This window comes from Edaphocola aurantiacus (assembly GCF_019797745.1).
GTDB lineage: Bacteria > Bacteroidota > Bacteroidia > Chitinophagales > Chitinophagaceae > Edaphocola > Edaphocola aurantiacus.
In genome coordinates, this window is sequence record NZ_VOSI01000001.1 from 26,020 (window position 1) to 52,955 (window position 26,936).

The window sequence follows — 26,936 nt, forward strand, 5'->3', positions numbered from 1 at the left end:
ATGTAAGCGTCTTTTTTGACGCGACAAAGATAATTCTTTTGTCTTAAAATCAAAGCAGATTCATATTACTTAATATGAATACCGCTGTATACAAAGGAAAAGGCCGCAAATATGCGGCCTTTTAATATTTTATATTGCAGGCAAAAATTATTGCTGTGCAGGAGCTTGCTGATTTTTAGCAGGAGCTTGTTGTTGTTGCTGTTGTTGCTCTTTAGCAGAAGGTTTGTTCTGTCCGATACCCAGAGAGAATGTAGATAAGATACACAGTAACATAATTGCTGTTGCAGTGTACCAGGTACCTTTTTCCATTACATCACCAGATTTCTGTACACCCATAACCTGGGTACCTACACTACCGAAAGAACCGGAAAGACCGCCTCCTTTAGGCTTCTGGATCAGAATGAAGAATGCTAATACAGCACATGCTACGATGATTAATATGATATAAAGGCTAGTCATTTTATTTTAATTCTTTTTGTAAATTTTCTATTTTCTGAGCAAAATAAACACTTTTATCTGGATTTTTCAAACATAATTTTTGATACATTTCGATCGATTCCCTGATCTTACCCTGTTTGGCATAAACAATAGCCATAGATTCGCTGACCACGCCATCTTCACGGGATATTGAATTGACCGCCATTTCGAATACTGAAGCCGGTATTTCATCACTTTCTTCTTCCAGTGCTTCGGCCAGTTTCTGTCTCTGCCACATGGCTTTCAATGCGCTCTTCTCCTGCTCTTCCTGTTGCTCGTGGCGGGTTTTATGCTGCAGGAACTGTAACCATTCTGCAAAACTCATTACCACCAATAAAGATTTATCTACATCTTCTTCATCATCTTCCTGTGCATCAATATGCGGAAAAGTCATTTCTTCCAGATCTTCTTTTTCGGGAAGGTCTGTAGATACATCAATACCCTGCTTGGCAAAATAATCTACAGCCGGGGCGTCAAAGGTCAGCTCATGCGTAAAGAAATCCTCCTCTGCAATAACATTATCTGCCACAAGAGGCTCTTCAATAACCGTTTCAGGCACAGCTTCCGGTGCATCTGCTACCTCCTGGCTGATGAGTGAGGCCCAGGTCTCTTCTTTATCTTTCCAGTAATGAAAAACCACGGGATTATAACCATATATCTCCAGCAGATCACGATTCACTACATTGCCCACTTGCTGGTAATGTGCCATTAAAGGTGCCAGGGAAAAATAAGGATAATCCTGCTCCAGTTTTCTCAAAGCAGTATTATCTTCCTGTAGCAGTAAATCGGGCTGTTGCAGCCAATGGTGTATTTGTGTTCCTGAGATCAAAATGAAAAATGTTTACCAGTTTACAAAAGCCTTATTAAAGATATCATCAGCCAGTTGGTTTCCGATGTCTTCTATAAGTTTGTTCTCTACCGATTGTAATTGTTGGTTCGCTCCAAAATCTGCAAAGCGGCTGAATGATTGCTTAAAGCTCGCTTTAGGATCCAGCTTGTTTTTAAACTCTATCTGTACCGTAATGGTCAGTCGGTTCTGTGAGGCCTGTGCCCGCTCGGCACTACCCAGACCGGAAATCGTTACATTGTAACCGGTTATCGCACCACTCAGCTCATAGTCAGCATTAAGGCCCTGAACCGGTGCCAGACCAGTCTGGGAGAGAATGCGACTCCTGATTTTGTCGGTCAGTGTAGGGCTCAGTGTAGGCACCACATTGGCCGAATTGTTCTGGAGATTCTGCACATTCATGGTCTTACCGGCAATACTGGCGCCGGTAAAAGAATATACTTTACACCCAAGCCAGAAAAAGCAGGCCATTAGAATCAGTGCAATGTTTTTGATGCAGTTCTTCATACGATTATGCAAAAGTATTTAATTTTTTCGGCATTGGCCGCAAAGCTTGTGCAGATTACACGCTGCTTACAAATGCCATTGTAAACTACCAAAGGGATAGGTATGCATACCATCCTCCTGCTCCAGGATCAGCGTACCATCGCCACTTACCGCAATTACCTTTGCCGTAAATACAGTCCCGTCCGGCATATGAGTAAAACGTACTTCTTCGCCTCTTTTGTACAGGAATTGATTGTATTGCTGTAAAGTATGTTTAAATAATTCTGGTTTATAATAGATCAGTTCATTGAGCAGGCCGCTGCGCAGATCATTAATGATCTCAAAAAGATCGTACTCCTTGCCCGATTCTGCTTTGAGGGAGGTTGCCCTGGTCAGCTCCGGGTTAAAGTCGGTCTGGTTTACATTGATGCCAATACCGATCACAGCATTGGTCCATTGCATTCCACGGAATGCATTTTCAATCAGAATCCCTACTGCCTTTTTGTCATTGACATAAATGTCATTGGGCCACTTAATATGTACTGTCCAGTTTTTACCGATGGCTTCAAAATAGCGCGCGATGGTTGCAGCCACCATCATATTGAGGTGAGCGGGTGAGCGGGTCAGTGCCCCTGTGGGCTGTACTATCAGGCTCATCATGACATTTTCTCCGGGCCGGGTATCCCATTGCTTGCCTCTTTGTCCCCTGCCCTGCGTCTGATCCAGTGCCCATACGACTTCGCCATGATGTGCCAATCCGTCCTCTGCCAGTCTTGTGGCATAGATATTGGTGCTATCTACTGTAGGTAAATAATGCAACCAATTTGGATAAGCTTTAACAGTGTTAATTGCCAAAAGATTTCTTAATTTTGGACGCAATATAAAATTAGATTTTTAATTTTCAATTTATAAACTAGTATTGGACAATAATCAATCAGGTGCGGCAGACAAAAAAGCTGTAGTAAGAAAAGCACAACAAAGAGTAACCCGGGACAGCGCCATTTTCAAAACTATCATTTCGGCCATTGAGGACAAGAAAGGAGAACGTATCGTTTCACTCGATCTGCGTAATATCGAAGAAGCGGTAGCGGACTTTTTCATTGTCTGTGATGCGCAAACACACATTCAGGTGAAAGCCATTGCGCAGCACATTGAGGAAGAAGTGCGCAAAGAATGCGGCGAAAAACCTTACCATGCAGAGCCTGGTCAGCAATGGACCCTGGTAGACTATGTAAATATTGTGGTACACGTATTCCAAACGGAAGAACGCAAATTCTACGATATCGAAAGTCTGTGGCTGGATGCTGAAAAGCAGGAGCACCCATAGCCATACGAAACACGTCATGGCCTCCCTATTACTAATACAAAACAGACAATGGACGAGCTTAATAATAAGAAGACCCCGCAACAGCCGGGGATGAATAATAACAATCAGGGCAAAAAACCAAAGACCTCTTTCTACTGGATTTATGGCATTATTTTAGCGATTATAATCGGTATGCAGTTTATCAGTCTTGGTGGCGGAAAGAATAAAGAAATTTCTTTCCTGCAATTCCAGAACGAATTTCTGCTGCAGAATAAAGTCGATAAAGTTGTTATTGTAAACAACCAGGTAGCGGAGGTTTTCCTGAAAGACTGGGCGAAAGAGAAACCGAAGCGCAATGATCGTTATGATATGCTGATGTCCAACAAGGACGGCGCATTTGATTTTGCCTTCAATATTGGTAAATACGAGGTCTTTAATGACAATTACCAGGAGGTTATGAAACAGCTGAAGGCTGAAAACAAACCTGAAGTACCGGTGTTCCTGGAAGACAGAGGTAATCCTTTTGCCTTCCTTACACAACTGATCCTGCCGGCAATCGTACTGATCGGTATACTGATCATGTTCCGCAAAATGAGCAGCGGTGGCGCAGGTCCTGCAGGTGGTGGTATCTTCAACATCGGTAAGTCTAAAGCACAGTTGTTTGAAAAAGGCACTATGGTTAATATCACCTTCAATGATGTTGCCGGACTTGACGAAGCAAAAGTGGAGATCATGGAGATTGTCGATTTCCTGAAAAATCCTAAAAAATATACTAATCTCGGCGGTAAAATCCCCAAAGGAGCCCTACTTGTAGGCCCTCCGGGAACGGGTAAAACCTTGCTGGCTAAAGCTGTTGCCGGTGAAGCACAGGTGCCGTTCTTCTCTATGTCGGGTTCCGATTTCGTAGAGATGTTCGTAGGTGTAGGTGCCAGCCGCGTAAGAGACTTATTTAAGCAGGCACGCGAAAAAGCACCATGTATCGTATTTATCGATGAGATTGATGCGATCGGCCGTGCAAGAGGCAAGAATGCGGTAATGAGTAATGATGAGCGTGAAAATACGCTGAACCAGATGCTGGTAGAAATGGATGGCTTTAGCGGAGATAGTGGTATCATTATCCTTGCAGCGACCAACAGACCAGATGTACTGGATGCGGCTTTATTACGTCCGGGTCGTTTCGACCGTCAGATCTCTATCGACCTGCCGGATGCTAAAGGAAGAGAAAAAATATTCCAGGTGCACCTTACCCCGATCAAGAAATCAGCTAACCTTGATGTGCAGAAACTGGCCATCCAGACACCTGGTTTTGCGGGTGCAGACATCGCGAATGTATGTAATGAAGCTGCCCTGATCGCTGCCCGTAACGGTAAGACAGAGGTAGATATGAAGGACTTCAATGATGCAATTGACCGTATCATCGGTGGTCTGGAAAAGAAAAACAAGATCATTCAACCAGAAGAGAAAAAAGTAATTGCTTACCACGAAGCGGGTCATGCCGTAGCAGGATGGTTCCTGGAGCACGCACACCCACTGGTAAAAGTTACTATCGTACCGAGAGGTACCGCTGCACTGGGCTTTGCACAATACCTGCCTAAAGAGAAATACCTGACCTTAACACAGGAACTGGAAGATGATATGTGTATGACCCTTGGTGGTCGTGCCAGCGAAGAAATCTTCTTTGGTAAGATCTCTACAGGTGCATTGAGCGATCTGCAACAAGTAACCCGTACTGCCTATGCTATGGTAAGCATATATGGTATGAATGACAAGATCGGTAACATTTCTTTCTATGATCCGCAAAGCGAAGGTAGCTTCCAGAAGCCTTATAGTGAAGAAACCGGCAAGATCATCGACCAGGAAGTAAAACTATTGTCAGACAAGGCATACCTGAGAGCAAAAGCATTACTTTCTGAAAAACGCAAAGAAGTAGAATTGGTTGCTGAAGAATTATTGAAAAAAGAAGTCTTATATAAAGATGACCTGGAGCGCCTGATCGGCCAGAGACCATTTGAAGATCCGCAGGACACACCGTTCTTCCCGGAAAATGGTAATACTGCCCCTCCGGCTATTGATCCGGTTACCTTTAATGCATAAGTAATCAATACATTATAAAAAAAGTTCAGGAAAAAAATCCTGAACTTTTTTTATTGCAATAAACTTTTATCTCCACCCGGTGTCTTAATATTGCAACCTGAATACTCAACCCCTAAATAATAACAGAAAATGATGAAAAGAGCCTTACTACCTCTTGCCGCCCTACTCTTATGGACAGGCACCATGAATGCACAGCAGAATAACCGCAACCAGAACCGCCCCGATTATGGCAATCAGAATCGTCCAGAATACGGTAGCCGCCCTAATCCGGATGTACAATACGGCAGACCATGTAACGGCAATTGTCTTTGTGGCGGACGTCCAGTTACTACCCGGTTTGCAATGAGCGATATGGATTTTGCCGATGCACTGACAGAGATCAATAAACAGGCATTTGATAAGGACAAACTGCGTATGGCCATATTCATCAGCAGCAATAATTACCTGTCTTCTGATCAGATTGCTGCCATCAGCAAGCGGTTCAGCTTTGAAGATGGTAAGGTAGATTTATTGAAAAGCGCTTATGCAAATTGTGTAGACAAGGGCATGTACTTTAAAGCCATTAATACCCTTACATTTTCCGCTAATAAGGATAAGGTATGGGATTATGTCAATGCGACCAATCCGAACCGCTAAGAAGGCATAACAGCACCGGTTCAGACAAGTGCTGCTATCATGATACTTACTTCAGTTATAAAAAATAAAGCGTGGTATATATACCACGCTTTATTTTTTGTTTAGGTTATTCGTTCTTATTAACCTAAATAAGATTTCAACGATCCACTGTAACGCGCTTTTTGCAGGCGTTTGATCGCTCTTTCTTTGATCTGGCGGATACGCTCTTTAGTAAGGTCGTATTTTTTACCGATTTCTTCGATTGTCGGGCCATTATCGCCTTCCAGACCGAAGTAAGAAGAGATGATTTCAGCTTCACGAACACTTAATGATTTCAGGATGCGCTGAATCTCTGCTTTCAGAGAATCTTTCATTACATCATCATCGGTATCGCTGCTGCCTTCCAGCAGGTCACCCATAGCCACATCTTCGGCTTCATGTACCGGCGCATCCAGTGAGGTGTGGCGGCTGTTGCTGCTGAAGATATTCGCAATCTCTGTTTCGCTCATTTCCAGGATGCTGGCCAGCTCTTCTGTGCTTGGCTCGCGCTCATGTTCCTGTTCGAAAGCAATATAGGCTTTGTTGGCTTTGTTATAAGTACCGATTTTATTTTGAGGCAGACGTACCAGACGTCCCTGCTCTGCTAATGCCTGCAGGATGCTCTGACGAATCCACCATACCGCATAAGAAATGAATTTAAAGCCCTTGGTCTCATCGAAACGTTGTGCCGCTTTAATCAAACCCAGGTTACCTTCATTGATCAGATCACTTAAAGAAAGACCCTGGTGTTGATATTGTTTCGCAACCGATACTACAAAACGTAAGTTGGCTTTCACCAGCTTCTCCAGAGCACGCTGATCCCCCATGTGGATCTTTTGGGCCAGTATAGTCTCTTCTTCCGGAGTGATCATCGAAATACGACTGATCTCCTGAAGATATTTCTCAACGGCCTGCGAATCTCTGTTCGTAATCTGGGTTGCAATCTTGAGTTGTCTCATATTATATAATAGATATTTTTAGAAGTAAAACGCCCGCACATTGTCTCCTGCAATTCCGGGATAAACATACAATCCTAACGATACATTTCAAAGCTTTCATATGAAATTAATATGTTAAATGTTTGTTTGTACATACATTTAATATACCGCAAAAATCGTACCGGAACGGCATCCGGCTGTCATGTTTACCTTGGCGGCGCAAAATTAACACAATTTGCAGACATTACCTTGTTAAAAAAGACTATAACTGCCACAAATAAGATTCTTTGAAAAATGAAGCGTAGATCAATCCAAAACGTTAACTTTGTCCGAATTTCAAAAAAATCTCAAAATCAATATGCAAGATCTGTATCAACATCCGGATTATTATTTATTAGACGAGTTTTTAACCGATGAACAAAAAGTAATTCGCGATTCGGTAAGGGCATTTGTAAAGAAAGATATCTCCCCAATAATTGAAGATTATGCGCAACGTGCTGCATTTCCAAGCCAGATCATTAAAGGCCTGGGAGAGCAAGGTTGTTTTGGTCCGTTTGTACCGGAAGAGTATGGTGGTCCGGGACTGGATTATATGACCTATGGTATTATGATGCAGGAGCTGGAACGCGGTGATTCCGGCGTTCGTTCTACTGCTTCTGTACAAGGGTCGCTGGTAATGTACCCGATCTACACGTACGGTTCTGAAGAGCAAAAGAAAAAATACTTACCTAAACTGGCTTCGGGTGAAATGATGGGCTGTTTCGGCCTTACCGAGCCTGATTTCGGTTCTAACCCTGCCGGTATGCTGACCAACTTTACCGATGCGGGCAGTCACGTGATCCTGAACGGTTCTAAAATGTGGATCTCCAATGCACCATTTGCAGATATCGCTGTAGTATGGGCAAGAAACCCGCAAGGCAAGATCCAGGGTCTGATTGTTGAGCGCGGTATGGAAGGCTTCACTACTCCGGAAACACATGGCAAATGGAGCTTACGTGCTTCTGCTACCGGAGAACTGGTGTTTGATAATGTAAAAGTTCCTAAAGAAAATATCCTGCCTGGCGTACAAGGGCTGAAAGGTCCTTTGGGCTGTCTGTCCAGCGCACGCTTTGGTATTGCCTGGGGTGCCCTGGGTGCCGGTATGGACTGTTATGATACAGCACTGCGTTATTCGCAGCAACGTATCCAATTTGACCGCCCTATCGGTGGCTTCCAACTGACACAAAAGAAACTGGCTGAAATGATTACTGAAATCACTAAAGGTCAGTTACTGGTATGGCGCTTAGGCCAGCTGAGAAATGAAGGTCGTGCAACACCGGCGCAAATCTCTATGGCTAAACGCAACAGCTGTGATGTTGCCATCAACATTGCACGCGAAGCACGCCAGATCTTAGGTGGTATGGGTATCACTGGTGAGTATAGCATTATGCGTCACTCAATGAACCTGGAGTCTGTAATTACTTATGAAGGTACACATGACATCCATCTGCTGATTACCGGACAAGATGTAACTGGTTTAAGCGCATTCAAATAAGCACAAACAAGTTTATAAAATTATAAAGGCCCGCAAAAATTTGCGGGCCTTTATAATTTTATAAAAATAGGCTTATCATCAGGCCTGGCCTGCATTCCCGCCAGTATAATGCATCTCATATCATGCAAAAGAAAATATTATATTTTTTTATTATTAGAAAATACACTACCTTTGCAATTCAATAGTAGGTTTCGGCCTTTACTTTAGCTGATTGTATCAATAATTTATTACTGCTCCCGCCTCAGTTCTCGCTTTAAACTACTACATTATCATTTCCGTCATTGGTCATTCAATACGATACTCTGGCGAAAGTTAAATAGTAAACAAATAAGGCCTGGCTCACAGGAGAACCAGCGTAATTCATTAATAAAAAAACAATTAATCTAAGCATGGCAGATACTTTTTCAAAAAAGGAAAGAGAGAAGAAAAAAGCAAAGAAAAAACAGGATAAGGCTGAAAAGAAAGAAGACAGAAAAACAAACAACGATAAGGGGAAAAGTCTAGAGGAAATGACTGTGTACCTGGACGAAAACGGTAACCTGACAGATGTTCCACCGGATCAGCAACAAATCAGGAAGCCAGCAGCACAGGATCACAGAAGAAATTTTGACGAAGCGCCAGACGATACAATTTATACAGGAATGGTTTCATTGCTGTTTACAGACAAAGACTACGGTTTCATCACTGAAGATAACAGCAGAAATACCGTTTTCGTACACGTAAGCAAATTCAAGGAGCCGATACAGGAAAAAGACAGAGTGTCCTTTTTCAAAAAGAAAACGCCAAACGGATACAGTGCCGTTAACGTAAAAAAAATTAAATAAGCAGTTTACAATTTAAATCAATATAACCATGCAAGAAGGTACAGTTAAGTTCTTCAACGAAACAAAGGGTTTCGGTTTCATTACACCATCTAACGGAAGCGAAGATATCTTCTTTCACTTTAGCGGATTAACCTCTGATGTAAAAGAAAATGACAAAGTAGTGTACGATACCCAAAACGGTAAAAAAGGATTAAATGCAGTTAATATAAAATTAGTTTAATATTAGTATTATTTATCCCAAAAAGGAGTAAAGCTTATGGCTTTACTCCTTTTTTATTATGTACCCTGTTAAGGGATTATGATCTGATCTTAATTACCCTCATGAATTGCAATGCTTTCATCGCCTGGAATCCCATATCCCACTCAAACCATTTAGAGGCATTATTGGGCTTATGAGGATGCTTATGATGATTATTATGATAAGCTTCACCCCAGAATACTAAATCGACAGGAAGGATGTTCTTAGAGGTATTGGTCATTTCAAAATTTTCGTAACCGAACTTATGTGCCCACCAGTTTACAATCATTCCCTGGAAGGAGCCCATTGCAATAGTAACCGGGAATAATAACCAGTACCACCATTCAGTAGCCAGCGACATATAGATTGCAAAATATATTGCTACCCAGCATAAGCGCGCAATACCACTGTGGGCGATTTTATCAAATGCCTGCCAGTCCGGAAGATTCTTTTTATACTTTTCTTCCACTACCCTTTTCCCGATATAGATATTAAAATAACTGGTTCTTGTCAGCCACATCATCATAAACGGATTAGGTTCATTATGTGGTGAGTGCGGATCTTCAGGCTTATCGGTATAGGCATGATGTAATCTGTGCATCAGCCCGTAAGTATAAGCACTGATATAGGAAGAACCCTGTGTGATGAAACAACCGAAGAAAAACAACCGCTCCCAGCCCTTTGACATCGTAAACATATTATGGGCTGCATAACGATGGTGGAATACGGATTGAAAAAATAAAGAGGTATACCAATGAATGGTAAAGAAGATCAAAAGCGCCATAAAAAATGTTGTTTTGATAGAATAGAAAACAACAGATAGATATGGTGTTTAATAGACTAAATTTTAAGTAATGAATTACAATATATTAACGCAATATAAGAAAAGGTTATTATAAATCAAATGTCATATGTCAGAAACTTATTGCGGTATGGATATATTAAGGCAATACTTTACCGGGAAACCAGTTATTCATAAGCGTAGCTGTCGATGATGCATGACGGTTTATGATCATGAGCCTTGTCTGATCTTCCAGTATACTTACATGTATAAACTCCTTTTTATAATTAAAAGCATGTTTCTGTAATACTGTATACTGCTGTCTCAATGCTGCCAGAATTTCTTTATGATTACGGGATATTATAAATACCTTGGTAACCGGCTCCTGTCTTACCCGATCGGCCTCTGCTATTGAAAAAGGAACGCCAGATCTTTTGTAGGAATAATAGCGATAGGTTTTGTTGATATAATTCAGATCCTGCTGATCGTCTGTAATAACATACCGGTAGGTCATCAGGTGATCCAGCTCTTTAGTCCAATTGGGAAACTGCCTGTCATAAATCGCTACATACTTACGTATAAACGCCTCATCTATGGGTTGCTTATCCCTGATATATGTTTTTAATACAGGATAGATTTCTTTTGCCATCGCAGTGATATACTTATTTGCATACCAGTCGTCTTCTTTTATAGTGCCATTCAGTGAATCCATAACATAAGCATTGCCCAGTGCAGTAGCCAGCACTTCGTTCAGGAGCAGTAAGGCATACTGACGGTTAGGCGAATTGGTTGCTGCAAACCAACCCTTGATATTCTGCTTCACTTCGAGCGATTGGTTATCATAAACGATATGATATATTTCATGCATAGCAACACTGAAAAAAGACTTATGATCTTTTAGTCCTACAGGTGGTTCACATACCGCAATATTGAGGAACGCACGGGCCCCAAGATGATCCGCTTCCATAGCGGGCTGCACGCATATTTCAAAGGGAACAGCAGGGTCCCATTTTGTATTGTAGAATGCAAGTCCCAGTGTAAGAAAATCAGCCAGTATTCCCTTATCAGCATAGGCCTGTAAAGATTGCTGCTGCAGCGCGAATTTATCTTTATATGGTAGCAGAATAAGTGATCTATAAACCGGAATAAACTGCTGCAATAGCTGTGCAAATATCATCAGATCATTAGCTGGCAATATACCTATCGAGCGATTCAGAAACGCCGGTACAGAGTCGCTCAACACCAGGTTTCGCTCCAGTATATCACGCGACATGAGGCCGGTTTTCATTGTTTTGGGGAATTGCGGGAAAGCGTAAGCATAGTCAATCGGCAATTGTTCAAAATGCCTGAGCCCTTCCCTGTTGGACGCGGTATTGTATGCAGACTGCTCAAAAATTGTCTTCAGTTCATTATCGGGATAATTGTCTGAGATCTTCATCATAAAATCATACGTGGCATATAATTCCGAAAAACGAACATTAAAATCAATATGTTGCTGACTGCAGGCACTATTCCCGATAAAGCCCGCACAAAACAGAATGGTAAAAATTATCCTCATATGCTGTATATAAATAAAGTCTCCAATTGGTGATAATAAATAGACAAAACGCAAAGTACTTATAAAAAAGTATACTTCTCCATAATGCTACTCCGGAAAAACACAAAACCGGTTGCAACTTAACGTTACAACCGGTTTTGATATATACTTACTTTAGGATTACATATTTCTTCTGTACTGACCACCTACTTCAAACAGTGCCTGGGTGATCTGGCCCAGGGAACAGTATTTAACTGTTTCCATCAGCTCACCGAAGATATTGCCATTTTTGATTGCAATCTCCTGCAGGCGTTTCAGGGCTTCTTCTCCATTGTTACCACTGCGTGTCCACAAGTTCTGAACATTGGTGATCTGGTATTCCTTCTCTTCTGTAGTAGAACGGATTACCTCAGCAGGGATTACCGTTGGTGAACCTTTAGAGCTCAGGAAGGTATTTACCCCGATAATAGGAAACTCACCTGTATGTTTCAGTGTCTCGTAGTACAGGCTTTCTTCCTGTATTTTACCACGCTGATACATGGTTTCCATTGCACCCAGTACCCCACCACGCTCTGTGATTTTATCAAACTCAGACAATACGGCTGCCTCTACCAGGTCCGTCAGTTCTTCGATAATGAATGAACCCTGTAATGGGTTTTCATTTTTAGCCAGACCTAACTCACGGTTGATGATCAATTGAATGGCCATAGCACGGCGTACCGACTCTTCGGTAGGCGTAGTGATTGCCTCATCATACGCATTTGTATGCAGGGAGTTACAGTTATCGTAGATCGCATACAGGGCCTGTAAGGTTGTACGGATATCATTAAAGTCGATCTCCTGTGCGTGCAGCGAACGGCCCGATGTCTGGATATGGTATTTCAGCATCTGAGAACGCTCGTTACCACCATATTTGAACTTCATTGCCTTAGACCATATTCTTCTGGCCACACGACCGATCACAGAATATTCCGGATCAATACCGTTGGAGAAGAAGAAAGATAAGTTTGGAGCAAAGTCATCGATATGCATACCGCGACTCAGGTAGTATTCTACAAACGTGAAGCCGTTAGACAGGGTAAAGGCCAGCTGCGAGATAGGATTGGCACCTGCTTCTGCAATGTGGTATCCAGAGATAGACACAGAGTAGAAGTTGCGCACACCTTTATCGATAAAGTACTGTTGTACATCACCCATTACGCGCAGAGAAAACTCGGTAGAGAAGATACAGGTATTCTGTGCCTGATCTTCTTTGAGGATATCTGCCTGAACAGTACCACGTACTGCTTTCAGCGTTCTTTCTTTAATATCATTATATACATCAGCCGGTAATACCTGGTCGCCGGTTACCCCCAGCAGCATCAGCCCCAGACCGTTATTACCTTCCGGTAATGCGCCTTGCTTACCTTCTGCTTCCTGGCCTACACCAACGTTGGCACTGTAGTATGGACGAGGCAAGCCTTTTGAAGCATAGATCTCGTCAATTTTAGCATGCACATCAGCTTCCAGGCCATTTTCTTTGATATACAGTTCACACTGCTGATCAATCGCTGCATTCATAAAGAAAGCGGTGATCGTCGGTGCCGGACCATTAATCGTCATAGACACAGAGGTCTTAGGATCAGCCAGGTTAAAGCCGGAATATAGTTTTTTCGCATCGTCCAGGGTTGGAATGCTCACACCGGAGTTACCGATTTTACCATAGATATCCGGACGATGATCCGGGTCCTGACCATACAAAGTAACGGAGTCGAATGCGGTACTCAGACGCGCAGCAGGCAGGCCTTTACTTACATAGTGGAAACGCTTGTTGGTACGCTCCGGTCCACCCTCTCCGGCAAACATACGGGTAGGATCTTCTCCTTCACGTTTGAACGGATAGATACCCGCTGCATAAGGAAATTCTCCAGGGAAGTTCTCCAGCAGAGACCATTTCAGGATTTCGCCCCAGGCTTCGAATCTTGGCACAGCCACTTTCGGAATCTGAGAGTGAGACAGGGATTCTGTATGTGTTTTAATTTTCAGTACTTTATCACGTACCTTAAATTCGTAGAATTCATTCTGGTAGTTAGCCTTTTTCGCTTCCCAGTTCTTCAGCAGTTCCATATGCTTAGGATCCAGGTCCAGGCTTACTTTATGATATACCTCCTGCAGTTCTTTGATCAGACGGTCTCTGTCTTCGATATCGGAAGACTGTAAGGTTTCGATGGTCTTACTGATACCAAACAGTTTCTGTGCTACTTCAGCCTGATCTTTTGCTTTTTTATCATAACCGCGGTTGTTCTCCGCAATCTCGCTCAGGTAGCGGGTACGGGATGGCGGAATGATAAAGATTTTCTCACTCAGTTCGCCAGAAGCAACGAAGTCAGATTTCAGATCAGCACCGGTTTTCGCTACTACAACATCCATCAGTGCACGATACATACTGTTCGTACCCGGATCGTTGAACTGAGATGCTATGGTACCATATATCGGCATAGACTCGATGTCTTTGTCGAACAGCTTATGGTTGCGCTGGTATTGCTTCTTCACATCTCTCAATGCATCGGCAGCACCACGTTTATCAAACTTATTTACCACTACGATGTCCGCAAAGTCCAGCATATCGATTTTCTCCAGCTGTGTTGCCGCACCATATTCCGGAGTCATGATATACATGCTCACATCACTGTAATCCGTGATCTGTGTATCACTCTGGCCAATACCGGATGTCTCCAGGATCACCAGGTCATACTTAGCAGCTTTCAGGATGTTTACTGCATCTTCGATGTATTTAGATACAGCCAGGTTGCTCTGGCGTGTAGCCATCGAGCGCATATATACTCTTTCGTTACGAATGGCATTCATACGAATACGGTCACCCAGTAAAGCACCGCCAGTCTTACGTTTAGACGGATCTACAGAGATGATACCGATCGTTTTTTCAGGGAAGTCCAGCAGGAAGCGACGCACGATCTCATCTACAGAAGATGACTTACCCGAACCACCGGTACCGGTAATACCCAGTACAGGCGTTTTACTTTCCGCAGCCAGGCTTTTTACTTTAGCCAGCATGGCCTGCGTTTCCGGCAGTTCGCCATAGTTCTCTGCAGCAGAAATCAGGCGGCCAATATCTTTAGGATTTCTGTCGGTAATATGTCCTACTTCACCGTTCAGCTGGTTACCGGTAGGATAATCAGATTTAGTCATCAGGTCGATGATCATACCCTCCAGACCCATAGCACGGCCATCATCAGGAGAGTAAATCTTATCAATACCGTATGCTTCCAGTTCTCTGATCTCTTCCGGCAGGATTACACCACCACCACCGGCAAATATTTTGATATGTCCGGCACCTTTTTCATTCAAAAGGTCGTACATGTATTTCAGGTATTCCACGTGACCACCCTGATAAGAGGTCATCGCAATCGCATTGGCATCTTCCTGTATCGCGCAATCTACTACCTCCTGTACACTTCTGTCATGGCCCAGGTGAATCACCTCAGTACCATTAGACTGCATCACGCGGCGCATGATATTAATAGAAGCATCATGACCGTCAAATAAAGATGCGGCAGTAACAATGCGGATTTTGTTTTTCGGAGTATACGACATAATTCCTTGTAATATATAAATTAAGGTTCCAAAAGTACGAAAAATGGCGCATATAGCGCCATTGGGATACCGAAAATCAGGTATTTGAGAATCAGGATGATCAGTTAGAAGTCATAACTCAATGTAAGACCGTAATTCTGTACCGGTGTAAGGCCAGCCCAAACCGTCCAGGGATCACGTTTCGTACCGTCGCCACCTTTACTGTAATCCTGACTAAACACAACACTAGCCAGGCCAATCCCGCACTCGGCCCCGATGCGGAAGGACTTACTTATGGCGAAGGAAATACGGTTATGCACCATACCCATAGTCCATAGATTCCTCCAGTAATATTTATTGTCACCCAGGTATGCTGATTCCGTAAAGTGATCTCTTACCCGCTCATGCCCCAGCATCACATGAAAGCTGACGCTGTAGGACACTTTACGATCTACCGCATAATATCGAAGTCCAGGATAAAACATTACCGCAGTAGAAGGAAAGGGACCTGCAAAATCTTTTTGTATGCTTAACGGAAGCACATACGCCCACTTACCAGCGGTATGCATACGCCGTTCAAACTCAATACCAGAGCCATAATACTGCCCATAATAGGTCATAGGGTCGCGAAAGAACAGATTCTGGTACTGCTGGTCTACAGGCTTAAAGGTTATACGGTTGCGTTTTGATTGGACTACTTTAGTGCTGTCCTGCGCGTGGGTAGTGACAGTGCTGCAACTACACAGCGCCAGCGCAAGTGTACTTAATTTCTGGGCGATAGTCATAATCGATCATTTCTGATAAAGACAGCCCAATAGATCACTAAGGTTGGATAGGTAAAAAAGTGTTGCGCGCCGGCATAGCCGGCGCGCAACACTAGAAATTATTATTCGTATAAAAAATTAATCCTGATTCTTCAGCTTCACCATAGTCAGGATAGTCGCTACCCCTACCAGTGGCTCATCTGTATCATCCAGCATCTCTACCAGCCATTTTACTACACCACGCTTGATCTTAGACTTAGGATTGTCTTCAGACGGTGTGGTATCATTTGGTAATTTCTGCTTACAGGTAAAGCGGATGTTGATCTTCGCACCCGGATAAACAGGTTTGGTGAAACGCAGGTCATCAATACCATAGTTGAGCAATACAGGATTCATTTCGTAGCTGTCTACAAACAAACCGGCTGCAATACTCATAATGAAGTATCCATGTGCTACCTGCTGGTCAAACATGGTACCTTCAAAATTGGTCTCTACTTTATGCGCGTAGAAGTTATCGCCACTCAGTGCTGCAAATTTATCGATATCCTCGCTGGTGATCTCGCGGCTTTCGGTGATCAGCTGATCACCTACTTTCAGTTCTTCGTAATGTTTTTTGAACGGATGAATACCGTCAATATTACCTTTAGCACCTTGCTGGTATACATTTGTAATAGCCGTAATAGTTGTAGGTGAGCCCTGGATTGCGGTACGCTGCATAAAGTGCAGGATACCTCTTACACCACCCATTTCTTCACCACCTCCGGCACGACCCGGACCACCGTGGATCAGCATAGGCATCGGAGAACCGTGACCCGTGCTTTCTTTGGCGCAATCGCGGTTCAGCACCAGGATACGGCCGTGCATCGTCGCTGCTTCCAGCGTATATGCTTTGGCGATCTGATCATCTGCCGTAATGATAGAGCTGACCAGGGAACCTTTACCCATCTGTGCCAGTGCAGCAGCTTCATCAATATCTTTATACGGCATAATAGTACTTACCGGACCAAACGCCTCGATATCGTGTACTGCCGTTTTATGGAACGGATTATCATTCAGGAATACGATCGGCGGCAGGAAGGCTCCTTTCGCTTTGTCAGCACCCTTCACTTCAAAGTTAGACAGATCACCGATAATGATGTCCTGGCTTTGTTTCAGCTGTGCAATTTTCTCCAGCACCTCTTCTCTCTGAGACTGACCGGCCAGTGAACCCATACGTACACCTTCTACAGAAGGATCGCCGATGGTAGAGCTCGCCAGGCGCTTGCCCAATGCGATCTGTACATCTTCCACCATATGTTCCGGCACCATGATACGGCGTACTGCCGTACATTTCTGACCTGCTTTTGTGGTGATCTCTCTTGCGATCTCTTTAATGAAGATGTCGAACTCCGGCATCTCAGTGGTAACATCTGTACCCAGTACCGAACAGTTCAGGGAGTCAGCCTCCATATTGAACGGAACGGCCTCATCGATCAGGCGCGGATGTGATTTCAGCATTTTACCGGTAGTCGCAGAACCTGTAAAGGTCACCGTATCTCCGTTCTGTACATGATCCAGGATACCTCTTGCAGAACCACAGATCAGCTGCAGTGCTCCATCGGGCAGGATACCGGATGCAATAATATCTTTTACAACAGCCTCGGTAAGGAAGGAAGTTATAGTAGCGGGTTTCACGATCGCCGGAACACCAGCCATCAGGTTAACCGCTATTTTTTCCAGCATACCCCATACCGGGAAGTTGAATGCATTGATATGAATAGCTACACCACGCTTCGGCACCATAATGTGGTGACCAATGAAGGTACCACCTTTGGAAAGCGGGGCTACATCACCATCTACATAAAACGGCTCGTCCGGAAACTGGCGGCGCAGGGACGCATTGGCAAACAGGTTACCAATACCACCTTCAATATCTACCCAGCTATCGGCACGCGTGGCACCGGTAAAGGCAGATATTTTATAATAGCTTTCTTTACGATCCAGCAGATACAAGGCCAGGGCCTTCAGCATTCTGCCACGCTCATGAAAGGTCATTTTTCTCAGCTTAGGACTACCTACCTTGCGGGCATAATCCATCATGGCGCCAAAATCCAGCTCTTTACTGTCTGCTACAAACAGTGCATCGCCGGTAATGGCATTATATAAAGTCTCTCCGCTATCGGTTGAGGGTACCCACTGACCGAGCGCGTAATTTTCTAATTTTATTAAAGACATATCCGGGTAATTTTCAATTATTGACCCGCAATTTACAATAAAAACAGCATAAGCAATAGTGCAGCATGCCAATAATTATATAACCTTTCTGAAAATCTGAAGCCGATAACAAATAAAAAATATCTTATCCCATGAAAGGAGTTTATTTTTGCGCCATGCTCAGAAAATCGCTGATCCAAACCTTTATCCTTGTATTCCTATCTACACTCAAGAGCCTGGCCGGATACTATTACGACTTTAACTCCCGTTGTCAGAAAGCCTATCAGGCCTATACTGCTTTTCGCATTACAGATGCCAACCAGCTCCTGGAAGCAGAATTAAAGGAGCATCCTAACAACCTGATTGCGGTATATCTGTATAGCTATGATGATGCGTTTACCCTATTGTTCCGCGGCGATCCGGCAGAGTTGAAGCGCAGGAGGAATAACCTGAGCATCCGTATGAATATCCTGGATAAAGGCGATAAAAGCTCACCCTGGTATGCCTATACCAAGGCCACATTATACTTTCACTGGGCAGCTATTAATATCCGGTTTAATGATATGACGGCGGCAGCTAATCTGTTCCGTAAATCATACAACAATCTGAAAGAGAATCAGGGGCGTTTTCCCAATTTCAAACAGAATAATATATTGCTGGGTGTAGCAGAGGGCATGATCGGTACCATACCGAATAACTATCGCTGGATGGTAAACCTGCTGGGGTTTAAAGGCTCTGTAAAAAGCGGAAATACCCGGATTGCCAACTATCTGAATGACAATAGCACAGACCTGCTTAAAGAAGAGACGATTGTTTATTACTGTTATTTCAAATCTATATTATTCAGTGAGCCGGGCATGGCTTTCGAGTACCTAGATGCCAACAAAATTGATGTCCGCAATAACCAGTTACTTGCCTTTACCAAAGCCAATATTGCATTAAACAATAACCGCTCCAAAGTGGCGATGAATGTGCTGAACAATATGAATAAAGGCAGCAGCTATATGGAGGTGCCGGCCTTCCAGTTCGAGCTGGGACAGGCAGCTTTATTCAGCCTGGATGATGATTGCATTATTTACTTCAGCAGGTTTCTGAATACAACGAAGAATAATTATTTTATAAAGGAGGCTTATCAGAAAATGAGCCAGTATTACTGGGTTACAGGCAATAAAGCTAAGGCAGATGAATATAAACGTTATTGTCTGCAGTACGGCACGGCCATCACGGATGGGGATAAGCAGGCCCTGCGCTATGCAAAAAACCCGGACTACCCCAATGCTACTTTATTGAAAATACACTTTCTCTGCGATGGGGGTAATTACCTGAGTGCCAGCCAGGTGATTAAGAATTATGACAAGGCTGATTTCAGTAACATTGCCGATCAGCTGGAGTTTACCTACCGCAATGCACAGATCTACCATGCCCTGGGGCAGCAGCAGCTGGCTATTGCCTATTTCCAGGAAACCATACAAATGGGCAGTGAACGCTCTGAGCACTATGCTGCAAGAGCCGCGCTGGAACTGGGTAATATTTATGAAGATATGGGCCAGAGTGCACTGGCTATAAAAAGGTATAACGAGTGTATCGACATGAAAAATCATGATTATGAAAACTCGCTGGAACAGAAAGCCAAAGCGGCCCTGAACCGTTTAAAATAACCCGGACAACACGGACAACATAGGGATAATAAAAATTGCGTGCATCGATGATATCAATGCACGCAATTTTTTATAAATAAATGTATGAGATCAGATTAATACAGATCGCAGGTCTCCGTTGTAATGATGCCCATTTCGGTAGTCACACGGGAAGCGGCCTTACATTTTGAAGCAGCACCACTGCCATTATCTTTAATAGAATATTCTTTTACAGTAGGCTCTGGCAATCCAGGCTTACCGGAATAAGAGATTTCACAACGACAGGTATAATCTTTAATGCAGGAGATAAAACCCAGGCTCAGCAGACCGATACCACAGACAGAGAAGGCAGCACGCAGTAAATGTTTATTCATCATGGCGATTGTTCAAATTTTCTCAAAGATAATATGCGAAATGCAGAAATCAAAATGCATTTATATGCTATTTTCGTACCCATGTACCTTTTCTTCGCCTCCATATCCGGAAAGCAGTTATAAAGAACCCGTATTATCAGCAATTACTATCAGATATTAGAAGTGCCGCCGCAGGCCGATACCGATACGATCAAAAAATCGTTTCGCAGGCTGGCGCACCAGTTTCATCCGGATAAGAATGCGGATAATGCTTTTGCTCATACGCATTTCAGCCTGATCAAGGAAGCCTATGAAGTGCTGACGGATGCCGTAAAAAGGAAGGAATATGATAAAGAATTATGGCTGCTGCAGCAGAATACAATCCGGTATACCCAGGCGATTACCCCGGAACTGATCCTGGACCGGGTACATCATGTGGCGGATGCTATTGTGTACAGGAAATCACATCATGTAATAGAAAATCACCTTACCGACTATCTCTGTTCCTTGCTGAATGACCATAACATTGCGGTGTTTCAGCAGAAAGCCGGCGAACAGCAATATACACAATGCTGTGCCGATGTGCTGGCCTTATGCACCGTGCTGCCAGAGCACCAGTGCAGGATGGTTACTGACCGGTTGGCTGCTTTATGCGCGCAGCAGGAAACGCAGCTGGAGCGCATACAAGCTTACCTCGATAGCCGTAAACATACGGATCGTTATCAGAAAAACATAGTCTGGATTATACTGGCGATTGCCATACTGTTATGTATTGCGATGTACTGGTACAGCCGTAAGGTGTAGTTACAGATCCATACGGATGCGGTAATGCTTGGGCAGGTAATTGTTCATACGGTTAGGCATCCATTTACCCCAGCCCAGCCCTACTCCTTCGTATGTAGCCACATGCCAGCCCTTGTATCCGTCACCGGTGCGTACCGATTCTTTCTTGAGGTAATGCAGCGCCTCATCACGGCTTAAGGCAATACGGGAGACACCTTCGGCAAGATGCACACTCAGTGCCAGGTCATGCTCCGGCACCAGTTCTTTGAGCATAGTACCCATTGCCGTGCCTGCTTTTTTAATATAAAATGCCCCACGCATAGATTCAACATAAGCCTTGTGTTCGGGATGCACCGCGTAGATCATATCCTGGTGCTGGAAGAGCTCGATATCTGTATTGAAATAAGCCTGCATCTGCTGCTGTAATACAGCATCCTGCTTCGCTTTGGTTTTCTGCTTAGTACTGCTCTGGTAAAGGCTATCCGTAACCAGCCCGTCATTCTTGCGCAGTACAGCCAGGAAGAAGCCCTCCCCTTTGGCCTTCCAGGGATAGAAGCGGTAACCCCAGGCTTTATGCTGCGGTGACTGCGTTTCTGTTACACCCCATTCTGCATCGCAATCTACGCGCAAGGCTGTCATATTCATTTCTGTAATGAGCCAGTCTACAATGCGCTCATTTTCTGCAACAGAATAAGAGCAGGTTGCATATATAAGTACCCCGTCTTTCTTTAATGCAGGTAAGGCATCGGCCAGGATGCGCTGCTGACGCTCAGAGCAAAGCTGTACATTACTTTCACTCCACTCATCAATAGCCTGTTCATCTTTCCGCCACAACCCGGAACCACTACAGGGTGCATCTACCAGCATTGCATCAAAGAATCCAGTAGCCCTGCCAAAATCTTTAGGATCATTATTGGTCACCCAGGTATTCATCTGCCCCCAGCGCGTCATATTCTCTACCAGTATAGATGCACGGGTTTGTATCACTTCATTCGACACCAGCAGATCATCTGCCCGGAGCAAAGCGGCCAGGAGTGTGCTTTTACCGCCCGGTGCCGCACAAAGATCTAACACTTTAAGCGGTTGGCTACGCGATACATGTTGCTGAAAAGCCTGCTCTACAAACATGGAAGAGGCTTCCTGCACGTAGTACGCCCCGCCATGAAACAAAGGGTCCAGCGTAAAAGAGGGTCTTTCCGGAAGATAAAGTCCGTTAGCACTCCAGGGCACCTGTTGTGCTGCTGAAAATGCTGATGAAGGCTTCAGTGGATTGAGGCGTACCGATACCGGCGGTGCCTGCTGATGGGCCATTACATAAGCATCCTCATTCCAGTCAGGAGCAGTATCAAAAACATGTTGCGGTAGTGATGTCATAAAATTCCGGGCAATTCATTAAAAGCAAACATTGCATGGCAAAACCATGCAATGTCCACAAAAATACGATTTAGACGGAAAATGACCGAAGCTTATACAAACAATTGCTGTCCGGGTGCCTCTTTGGCCTGCAGGCGTACCTCGTTGACCCACAGATGGGCTTTACGCGTAGGCTCCGGTATGCGATAACCCCGGAGACTATTACTGATAAGCTGTACGCTTTGCTCCATACTGATATGATGTCCCGGAGAAACAAATACCGGCTTACAGTTGCGCTTGGTGCGCAGTACTACGCCTATCTGCTCTCCCTGGTGCCAGAGCGGGCGCTGCGACAGCGGTTCATTGGCCGGTTCTTCAAACGTACCGGTGAGTCTGCTTTTGCCACAGCCCAGTGTGGGCACTCCGGCCACCAGGCCAAAGTGTGTGGCAATACCTAAACGACGTGGATGAGCAATCCCCTGCCCGTCCAGTACCAGCACATCGGGTTTGAGGTCTAGCTGCTGCCAGGCTTTCAGCAAAGAAGGCACCTCACGGAAAGCCAGTAAGCCCGATATGTATGGGAATGTTGCCTCCTCTACCACTGCAACACGCGAAACAACCTGCATCTCAGGATAAGACAACACCACGATCCCGGCATAAACGGTTGTTTCAAAACGGTTGAAAGAGATATCTGCACCACCAATATATTTAATGTCCCCTTCATAAGGACTCAGGTCGATCTGACTGCGCAGTTGTTTTTGCAGCTCCACGGCCTCGGAAGGGCTCATGCGGTCATATAAAGAAGTATGTTCCATAGCTATAATGTAATTTAAGATAAACAGATCTGATCTTTTATGCCGATCTCTTCCAGGAAATAGGCATCATGCGACACTACAATCAGCGTTCCCTTATATTCATTCAGCGCTGCTGTAAGTATGGCCATGTTCTGAATATCAAGGTTATTGGTAGGTTCATCCAGTACAATAATATCCGGCGTCTGCTGTTGTATGGTCAGGCAGCAGAGCAGCATACGCATCTGTTCTCCCCCGCTTAATACTGCACAAGATTTATGCCAATCCTCCGGGTCAAAGAGAAAACGTTTCAACCGGTTCTTGATTTCATGCTCCTGCAGTCCGGTACGATTATATTGCTGTGCCAGTTCATAAAGACTATCACTGGTTTGTACCAGGCTATACTCCTGGTCTATATAGAGCATGGTATGCGCTGCACGGTACAGCATGCCCTGCTGTGGCTCCAGCGTACCCATAATCATCCGTAACAATGTAGTTTTGCCAGAACCATTCGCACCCGCAATAGCCGTACGGGAACCGCTGACAATGGTAAAGGATAAAGGCTCCTTCCATAAAGGTTGGTCACCAAAACTATGATTGATCTCACCTGCTTTTAATAATATCTTACCCTGATGCAAATCGGTGGTGGCAAAGCCAATGCGCATCTGATCAGGATCGGGCAGATCATTGCGCAGTTCCTGCATATCCTGGCGTATAGACTGCACTTTGTCCGCATGTACATCGCCCATCTTTGCAGTACTCTTCTGTGCACTGTTGCGCAGGGTGTTCATCATAATGGTAGGCACTCCCGCTTTTTCCTGCTTTCGTTTACCCCGTGCATCCAGCTTCTGCCTTCTTTCTGCCGCCTGGCGTTCTATCTCTTTTGCCTTACGCAATTCTTTTTCTTTATGATGCACTGCTTGCTGCAGCGCTTCGAGGCCGGTTTGTTTTTGTATTTTATATTCTTCATAATTGCCACCATACAGGCTTATCCCTTTAGGACTCAGTTCTGCAACCGTATCCAGCAGGTTGAGCAAGGTACGGTCATGGCTTACCACCAGCAACGTATGACGGGTATTACGGATGTACTCATATAGCAGATTGCGACTTTCCTGATCCAGGTGGTTACTGGGCTCATCCATCAGCACAAAGGAGGCTTCATGTACGACAATACCGGCCAGGAAGACCTTCGTCTTCTGCCCGCCGCTCAGTTGTGACATAGGCGTATCCAGGCTAAATGCACCCAGCCCCCACTGCTCCAGCGCAGCGGTACATCGCTCTTCTATAGCCCAGTCATCCTGCAGCAGATCAAGGTTTCGCTCACTCATATCTCCGGCCAGTATGCTATGCAAGGCTGCAATACGATCGGCCACGCCCAGTGCCCGGGCTATGTTCAGCTCATTAAACTGACCATATACCTGTGGCACATAATAAGGCTGCTCCTGTAACTGTATGCTACCGGCCTGTGATTGCAGTCTGCCCGCAATCAATTGCAATAAGGTGGATTTGCCCACGCCGTTATTACCGACAAGGGCCACTTTCTGCTGTGTGCTGATGCTCATACTGAGCTCATCAAATAATATAGTTTTATCGGAATGCGCGTAAGTAAGTTGTTGTATAACCAACATATCTTTTCGTTTGAATGTGAACAATAGCCAGACTCCCGGCGGAAGCCGGCATTCGATATTGTAACCATAAGAAAAGATAAATTCTACATGTGTATCTGCGCTTGAAGAATAGCAAAGGTACGAATTACGGGCTAAGTCAAAAGTTAAAAAAGTTGGAGGGTATCGCTTCGCGATACCCTCCAACTGCACATGCTTGCATTATTGTTTTACTATTGTTTTATGTTGCAATTTGCCTGATCCGTTATCGATCGTCAGCATATAGTGGCCGCGCGTAAGACCCGGCGCCAGCTGCTGCAGGCGATTATTAATCTCTGCTGCCGCGCCGCGCATATCCGCTATTGATTGTCCCAGTACATTGGTTATGGTCAGGGTCCATATTCCGGTTTGTCCTGCATCCGGAACGTCAAAGTGAAGGACATCTGTAAATGGATTAGGATAAACACGCACATCAGTTCCCTGAGCGCCATTCAGCACTGTAGTTTGTTTCCAGGCCATAGGACTCATCCAGGGATGCCCTTTATGTACCAGGCTGAAATTGCCCATCTCATCTTCCTGCACAAAAGCAGTATACAGGTAATCACCGGTACTGTTCTTGCTGAGTGCCACCAGAGGCTTGCCGCTTGTAGGGGCGCTGCTATTAGGAACCTCAAGGTAGTCATTCATGGATACCAGTCCGCCTAAATCATTGATCTGACAGGCCACATAATCTTTCGGACCACCGGCAAAGCCAACAAAATACTGGCTACCCATAGGATGATAGGCTACAGAAGGATTGATTCCGGGAGTAAATCGAGGAGCAGGTCCGCCGATTATGCCGTTATTGACCGTCCAGCTGGGATCGGTAGGTAAACTCACCAGGTCTTTGTATGTACGCACATATACCCTATTATCCGTGCGTTCATTCCACGTATAGCTCCAGCCTGGTGCTGCAGATACATCCGGTGCATCCAGCACCAGGTGCGCTTCATCTACAATACCCGAAATGCCCGAGGGTTCTATATTGAGATCGGTAAGCCCGGAAAAAGATCCCGACATCAGGTCATTAAAAGTGGTCATGCCTTCTATAAAAGTGGCTTCTGACAATCCAAGATCAGTATCTCCTTCATATACCTCTTCACAGGAAGCACGAATCACCCTGCTGAGGTAGGCAAAATGCAGGTATTCTGTACCGCTGCCCGGGTCTTTACGGAAAGCGACATCGGCCAGGTTTCCTTTGGTGGAGATAATATTGGTTGGCCCTACGGTAAGGGTTCCCGTATTGAAGTTAAATGCTTTGGAAAACAAGGCAGTATTATTATGCCCCCATACCACAACCGCTTTAGTGGCATCGTGGTTTATATCAATACTAATGCGATCAAAGAAGGAACAACCGGTGGAGAGTGCTACCGGCGGGCCTGTAGGCGTAAGGGAGCTCGGATGCACCCAATGGTACATCTGGTAATAATATTGTGCATATGGCCGGCATTCGTCCAGAGAATCACCGCCGCAGGGCATAGCATATACAACCATAACATTCTCCTGACAATTGCCATGCATGGCTACTGCAGAGATATTGGCCGCATTGGGCATTGCCACCGCCAGGAGGCCGATATAGCTGCCTGCAGGCTCTATCAGTCCGAGCGAAAAGCCGCCACCATCGGCAGCACTGGCACCGGAAGGGGTCACATACATATCATGCGACCAGGAAGCTACAGAAGCCGTGCCGCTCATGTAAGGCGGTGCGTATAGCAATGTAGTGAAAACGGAGGAGGTAAAGAGGTATTTGATATTATTATCCAGGTAGTACATAGGCCCCAGTGGCGGAGCAGGAAAGGTCGTTTCGGTAGAGGTGGAACTGTTGAATACCTGTGCGTGTGCGGAGTGTTGCAGCATCATACTGCACATCAGAAGTGCATAACTACATATGCGGGCATAGTAGGTTTTCAGGGTGCCGGCGGCTACCCTGCGATGGGATGGGTGTGTCATAAACATAGTGTTTAAGGTGATTGATAAGGATTGAAGTATGCATAATCTTTATTAAACAGGTGTAGTAGCCGGAAAATATATGGTGTTGGTTTGTATCCGGACCGGTGAAACAATTCATTATTCACAAATATATGATAAATAAAAAATTAATACAATAGCACTATATGATTACACATATAC

General features: G+C 44.6%; 23 protein-coding genes. 8 read left to right on the forward strand and 15 right to left on the reverse strand.

The features are described from left to right. Window positions 1–147: 147 nt before the first annotated feature. From secG to FTD44_RS00145, 4 genes are all read right to left on the reverse strand, one after another. Complete coding sequence (gene secG / locus FTD44_RS00130; protein WP_222164608.1) at window positions 148–459, reverse strand: preprotein translocase subunit SecG; 312 nt, start codon at window positions 457–459, stop codon at window positions 148–150. Between the two features lies 1 nt (window position 460). After that, the gene (locus FTD44_RS00135) at window positions 461–1,306 is read right to left on the reverse strand and encodes a hypothetical protein (RefSeq protein WP_222164609.1); all 846 of its coding nucleotides are present in this window, start codon (window positions 1,304–1,306) and stop codon (window positions 461–463) included. Window positions 1,307–1,318: 12 nt separating this feature from the next. Beyond that, on the reverse strand, window positions 1,319–1,831 hold the full coding sequence (locus tag FTD44_RS00140; protein ID WP_222164610.1) for an LptE family protein: 513 nt from the start codon (window positions 1,829–1,831) through the stop codon (window positions 1,319–1,321). Window positions 1,832–1,897: 66 nt separating this feature from the next. Beyond that, window positions 1,898–2,665 carry a biotin--[acetyl-CoA-carboxylase] ligase gene (locus FTD44_RS00145; protein WP_222164611.1) on the reverse strand — a complete coding sequence of 256 codons (768 nt, stop codon included), beginning with the start codon at window positions 2,663–2,665 and terminating at the stop codon, window positions 1,898–1,900. A gap of 64 nt (window positions 2,666–2,729) precedes the next feature. Here FTD44_RS00145 and rsfS point away from each other — a divergent pair, with 64 nt between their 5' ends. From rsfS to FTD44_RS00160, 3 genes are all read left to right on the forward strand, one after another. Then, on the forward strand, window positions 2,730–3,137 hold the full coding sequence (gene rsfS, locus FTD44_RS00150) for a ribosome silencing factor (protein WP_129021253.1): 408 nt from the start codon (window positions 2,730–2,732) through the stop codon (window positions 3,135–3,137). 48 nt (window positions 3,138–3,185) lie between these two features. Beyond that, window positions 3,186–5,210 (forward strand): ATP-dependent zinc metalloprotease FtsH, encoded by a 2,025-nt coding sequence (gene ftsH / locus FTD44_RS00155; protein ID WP_246625299.1) that lies wholly within the window; start codon window positions 3,186–3,188, stop codon window positions 5,208–5,210. 129 nt (window positions 5,211–5,339) lie between these two features. After that, entirely contained in the window at window positions 5,340–5,846 is a 507-nt protein-coding gene (locus tag FTD44_RS00160) for a DUF4476 domain-containing protein (protein WP_222164612.1), read from the forward strand. Between the two features lie 119 nt (window positions 5,847–5,965). On the opposite strand, the gene FTD44_RS00165 is transcribed toward FTD44_RS00160, so the two are convergent. Beyond that, the gene (locus tag FTD44_RS00165; RefSeq protein WP_124634262.1) at window positions 5,966–6,823 is read right to left on the reverse strand and encodes a sigma-70 family RNA polymerase sigma factor; all 858 of its coding nucleotides are present in this window, start codon (window positions 6,821–6,823) and stop codon (window positions 5,966–5,968) included. Between the two features lie 337 nt (window positions 6,824–7,160). Here FTD44_RS00165 and FTD44_RS00170 point away from each other — a divergent pair, with 337 nt between their 5' ends. The 3 genes from FTD44_RS00170 to FTD44_RS00180 all read left to right on the forward strand — a co-directional run bounded on the left by FTD44_RS00170 (window position 7,161) and on the right by FTD44_RS00180 (window position 9,380). Next, on the forward strand, window positions 7,161–8,336 hold the full coding sequence (locus FTD44_RS00170; protein ID WP_129021250.1) for an acyl-CoA dehydrogenase family protein: 1,176 nt from the start codon (window positions 7,161–7,163) through the stop codon (window positions 8,334–8,336). A 389-nt stretch (window positions 8,337–8,725) separates the two neighbouring features. Then, the gene (locus FTD44_RS00175; protein ID WP_129021249.1) at window positions 8,726–9,160 is read left to right on the forward strand and encodes a cold-shock protein; all 435 of its coding nucleotides are present in this window, start codon (window positions 8,726–8,728) and stop codon (window positions 9,158–9,160) included. A gap of 28 nt (window positions 9,161–9,188) precedes the next feature. After that, entirely contained in the window at window positions 9,189–9,380 is a 192-nt protein-coding gene (locus FTD44_RS00180) for a cold-shock protein (protein ID WP_222164613.1), read from the forward strand. A gap of 76 nt (window positions 9,381–9,456) precedes the next feature. Here the strand turns inward: FTD44_RS00180 and FTD44_RS00185 are convergent, their stop codons facing one another. The 5 genes from FTD44_RS00185 to paaZ all read right to left on the reverse strand — a co-directional run bounded on the left by FTD44_RS00185 (window position 9,457) and on the right by paaZ (window position 18,267). Further along, window positions 9,457–10,182 (reverse strand): fatty acid desaturase, encoded by a 726-nt coding sequence (locus FTD44_RS00185; protein WP_222164614.1) that lies wholly within the window; start codon window positions 10,180–10,182, stop codon window positions 9,457–9,459. Window positions 10,183–10,339: 157 nt separating this feature from the next. Beyond that, window positions 10,340–11,737, reverse strand: coding sequence for a hypothetical protein (locus tag FTD44_RS00190; protein ID WP_222164615.1), 1,398 nt, complete (start codon window positions 11,735–11,737; stop codon window positions 10,340–10,342). 159 nt (window positions 11,738–11,896) lie between these two features. After that, a complete protein-coding gene (locus FTD44_RS00195) occupies window positions 11,897–15,310 on the reverse strand; it encodes a methylmalonyl-CoA mutase family protein (RefSeq protein WP_222164616.1) in 3,414 nt (1,137 codons plus the stop codon). A gap of 104 nt (window positions 15,311–15,414) precedes the next feature. Further along, window positions 15,415–16,074, reverse strand: a complete 660-nt coding sequence (locus tag FTD44_RS00200) for a hypothetical protein (RefSeq protein WP_222164617.1) — start codon at window positions 16,072–16,074, stop codon at window positions 15,415–15,417. Between the two features lie 117 nt (window positions 16,075–16,191). Continuing rightward, the gene (gene paaZ, locus FTD44_RS00205; RefSeq protein WP_222164618.1) at window positions 16,192–18,267 is read right to left on the reverse strand and encodes a phenylacetic acid degradation bifunctional protein PaaZ; all 2,076 of its coding nucleotides are present in this window, start codon (window positions 18,265–18,267) and stop codon (window positions 16,192–16,194) included. 131 nt (window positions 18,268–18,398) lie between these two features. On the opposite strand from paaZ, the gene FTD44_RS00210 reads away from it, so the two are divergent. Then, window positions 18,399–19,904: a tetratricopeptide repeat protein gene (locus tag FTD44_RS00210; protein ID WP_222164619.1), complete on the forward strand. Its 1,506-nt coding sequence runs from the start codon at window positions 18,399–18,401 to the stop codon at window positions 19,902–19,904. Window positions 19,905–19,999: 95 nt separating this feature from the next. On the opposite strand, the gene FTD44_RS00215 is transcribed toward FTD44_RS00210, so the two are convergent. Beyond that, on the reverse strand, window positions 20,000–20,260 hold the full coding sequence (locus FTD44_RS00215; protein ID WP_222164620.1) for a hypothetical protein: 261 nt from the start codon (window positions 20,258–20,260) through the stop codon (window positions 20,000–20,002). A 150-nt stretch (window positions 20,261–20,410) separates the two neighbouring features. Between FTD44_RS00215 and FTD44_RS00220 the strand changes: the two genes are divergently transcribed. Beyond that, window positions 20,411–21,040: a J domain-containing protein gene (locus tag FTD44_RS00220; protein ID WP_317196826.1), complete on the forward strand. Its 630-nt coding sequence runs from the start codon at window positions 20,411–20,413 to the stop codon at window positions 21,038–21,040. Here the strand turns inward: FTD44_RS00220 and FTD44_RS00225 are convergent, their stop codons facing one another. The 4 genes from FTD44_RS00225 to FTD44_RS00240 form a co-directional block, all read right to left on the reverse strand. After that, on the reverse strand, window positions 21,041–22,393 hold the full coding sequence (locus FTD44_RS00225) for a methyltransferase RsmF C-terminal domain-like protein (RefSeq protein ID WP_222164622.1): 1,353 nt from the start codon (window positions 22,391–22,393) through the stop codon (window positions 21,041–21,043). Between the two features lie 92 nt (window positions 22,394–22,485). Next, the gene (gene nfi, locus FTD44_RS00230; protein WP_222164623.1) at window positions 22,486–23,187 is read right to left on the reverse strand and encodes a deoxyribonuclease V; all 702 of its coding nucleotides are present in this window, start codon (window positions 23,185–23,187) and stop codon (window positions 22,486–22,488) included. A gap of 14 nt (window positions 23,188–23,201) precedes the next feature. Continuing rightward, window positions 23,202–24,791: a ribosomal protection-like ABC-F family protein gene (gene abc-f / locus FTD44_RS00235; RefSeq protein ID WP_222164624.1), complete on the reverse strand. Its 1,590-nt coding sequence runs from the start codon at window positions 24,789–24,791 to the stop codon at window positions 23,202–23,204. Between the two features lie 198 nt (window positions 24,792–24,989). Further along, window positions 24,990–26,756 carry a T9SS type A sorting domain-containing protein gene (locus tag FTD44_RS00240; RefSeq protein ID WP_222164625.1) on the reverse strand — a complete coding sequence of 589 codons (1,767 nt, stop codon included), beginning with the start codon at window positions 26,754–26,756 and terminating at the stop codon, window positions 24,990–24,992. Window positions 26,757–26,936: the final 180 nt, after the last annotated feature.